2 protein-coding genes are annotated in these 2,408 nt (G+C 61.3%); both read left to right on the top strand.

All coding sequences use genetic code 11. From position 1 onward, the window contains the following. Positions 1-193: 193 nt before the first annotated feature. On the top strand, positions 194-1,231 hold the full coding sequence (locus ACW9JE_RS30305; protein WP_457434858.1) for a histone deacetylase family protein: 1,038 nt from the start codon (positions 194-196) through the stop codon (positions 1,229-1,231). Between the two features lie 5 nt (positions 1,232-1,236). After that, positions 1,237-2,337, top strand: a complete 1,101-nt coding sequence (locus tag ACW9JE_RS30300; protein ID WP_457434857.1) for a polyamine ABC transporter substrate-binding protein — start codon at positions 1,237-1,239, stop codon at positions 2,335-2,337. The last annotated feature ends 71 nt before the right edge of the window (positions 2,338-2,408 follow it).

Raw genomic sequence — 2,408 nt, 5'->3', positions numbered from 1 at the left:
GCTTTTAGCGCATTCAAGGACGCCTTCGCGGGCAAGCCTCGCTCCTACGGGGTTCGGGTGCGTCGAAGAAGGGGCGAATTCCGGTCATACGTTTTGGCCATATCGATCCCCTTTTGGCCTTTCCTGCCGTTTTCCAAATCCGCCCACGCCGCAAGACTGTGTTCAAACCGAATCAGCCTGCGGAGAACAAGAAATGCTGACAATCTACTCGGATGATCACCACCTGCACCACGGCCGTTGCGAATTGATCGATGGCCAACTCAAGCCCTGCTTCGAGATGCCGTCCCGTGCCGACCACGTGCTGGCGCGCGTGCAGAAACAGGAACTCGGCCCGGTGCAAGGGCCGAAGGATTTCGGTCTCGAGCCGATTGCCCGCATCCACAGCCGCGACTACCTGGACTTCTTCAAAGGCGCCTGGGCCCGCTGGACCGAATTCAACACCGACGGCGACCTGCTGCCGTACACCTGGCCAGCTCGCACCCTGCGCCAGAAAAAACCTACCAGCCTGCACGGCGAACTCGGCTACTACAGCTTCGACGGCGGCGCACCGATCACCGCCGGCACCTGGCAAGCCGCCTACAGCGCAGCACAAGTTGCCCTGACCGCACAGGCTGAAATCCAGCGCGGCGCTCATAGTGCCTTCGCCCTGTGCCGTCCACCGGGACACCACGCCGCCGGCGACTTGATGGGGGGTTATTGCTACCTGAACAACGCCGCTATCGCCGCCCAGGCCTTCCTCGATCAGGGCCACAAAAAGGTCGCAATCCTCGACGTCGACTATCACCACGGCAACGGCACCCAGTCGATTTTCTACGAGCGCAGCGACGTGCTGTTCACCTCGATTCACGGCCACCCGGAAGCCGAATTCCCGTTCTTCCTCGGCTACGACGACGAACTGGGCGAAGGCGCCGGCGAAGGCTTCAACTTCAACTATCCGCTGGCCGCCGGTTCCGGCTGGGATGTCTGGAGCGCGGCGCTGGAACAGGCCTGCAAGGAGATCGAAAGCTACGGCGCCGACATCATCGTCGTGTCCCTGGGCGTCGACACCTTCAAGGACGATCCGATCTCGCAATTCAAACTCGACAGCCCGGACTACCTGGCGATGGGCAAGCGCATCGCGGGCCTGGGCAAGCCGACGCTGTTCGTCATGGAAGGCGGTTACGCGGTGGAAGAAATCGGCATCAACGCCGTGAACGTGCTCGAAGGCTTTGAGAGCGCCCAGGGGAAATGACCGCCATGAACAGACTCACGCGTTTTATCGCGCCAGCGCTCTGCGCCGCGGTGCTCAGTGGCGCCGCCCACGCCGAAGAACGAACGTTGCGCGTTTACAACTGGTTCGACTACATCACCCCCAAGGCCCTGGAAGACTTCAAGGCGCAGAACACCCAGACCAAGCTGATCTACGACATCTTCGACACCAACGAAGCGCTGGAAGCCAAGTTGCTGACCGGTAACTCCGGCTACGACGTGGTGGTGCCGTCCAACGTGTTCCTCGCCAAGCAGATCGAGGCCGGTGTGTTCCAGCCGCTGGACCGCAGCAAGTTGCCGAACTGGAATCACCTCGATCCCAAGCTGATGAAGCTGATCGAGGCCAACGATCCGGGCAACAAGTTCGCCGTGCCCTACATGTACGGCACCATCCAGATCGGCTTCAACCCGGACAAGGTCAAGGCGGCGCTGGGCGACAACGCACCGGTGGACAGCTGGGACCTGATCTTCAAGGAAGAGAACATCAGCAAGCTCAAGCAGTGCGGTGTCGCTCTGCTCGACTCGCCTTCGGAGATCCTGCCGCTGGCCCTGCAACACCTAGGCCTGGACCCCAACAGCAAGAAGCCTGCGGACTACGACAAGGCTGAAGCGTTGTTGATGAAGATCCGTCCTTACGTCACTTACTTCCATTCGTCCAAGTACATGGCCGATATCGCCAACGGCGACATCTGCGTGGCGGTCGGTTACTCGGGCAGCTTCTCCCAGGCGGCCAACCGCGCCAAGGAAGCCAAGAACGGTGTGACGGTCGACATGCGCCTGCCGAAGGAAGGCGCGCCGATCTGGTTCGACATGCTCGCCATTCCGAAAGGCGCGAAGAACCCGGAAGACGCCTACACCTTCATCAACTATCTGTTGCAGCCCCAGGTGATCGCACCGGTCAGCGACTTTGTCGGTTACCCCAACCCGAACAAAGACGCCACCGAGCTGGTCGACCCGGCGATCCGCAACAACCCCAACCTGTACCCGACCGACGCGGCGATGAACACGCTCTACACCCTGCAACCGCTGCCGCGTGATGCCGAACGCGCACGGACTCGGGCGTGGACCAAGATCAAGTCCGGTACCTGATTGCCTGCTGACACCTTGTGGCGAGGGGGCTTGCCCCCGTTGGGCTGCGAAGCGGCCCCAAAAAGATGGGA

The organism is Pseudomonas sp. SDO55104_S430, from assembly GCF_054070595.1.
The sequence above is the reverse complement of the archived record's forward strand: the minus strand, read 5'-3'. Positions and strand labels throughout refer to the sequence as shown.